Genomic DNA, 534 nt, shown 5'->3' on the forward strand with positions numbered 1-534 from the left:
CGGAGAAGCTGATCTTCATCGATGAAACCGGCCTTTCCACGAAGATGGCACGTCTGCGCGGGCGTGCACTGCGAGGCGAACGTTGCCGGGCCGGCGTACCGCACGGGCACTGGAAGACAACGACCTTCACTGGCGCCTTGCGCCTAACCGGAATGACCGCACCGTTTGTCTACGACGGCGCGATGAACGGCAACGTCTTCCTGGCCTATGTCGAACAGGTACTTCTGCCGACCCTTCAGGCCGGGGACGTCGTAGTCATGGACAACTTGCCAGCACACAAGACATCCGGTGTGCGGGATGCCATCGAGCGCGCCGGGGCCAAGCTTATGTTCCTCCCGCCCTATAGCCCAGACTTCAATCCCATCGAGAATGCATTCTCAAAACTGAAAGCCATGCTGCGAGGCCGCGCGGAGCGAAAGATCGATGCCCTGTGGGACGCAGTCGGCGCCTTGATACCCCGCTTCACTCCTGACGAGTGTGCCAACTACTTCAGGGCTGCCGGGTATGACCCGGATTGAACAGGATCTGCTCTAG

At 60.3% G+C, this 534-nt stretch carries 1 pseudogene; it reads left to right on the forward strand.

Annotated features, from left to right (window positions below):
- A pseudogene (locus tag AC6CIG_RS29685) lies at window positions 1-518 on the forward strand (IS630-like element ISRm10-1 family transposase); the annotation flags it as partial.
- Window positions 519-534 lie beyond the last annotated feature (16 nt).

The sequence above is a fragment of the Sinorhizobium sp. GQ132 genome, from assembly GCF_059758575.1.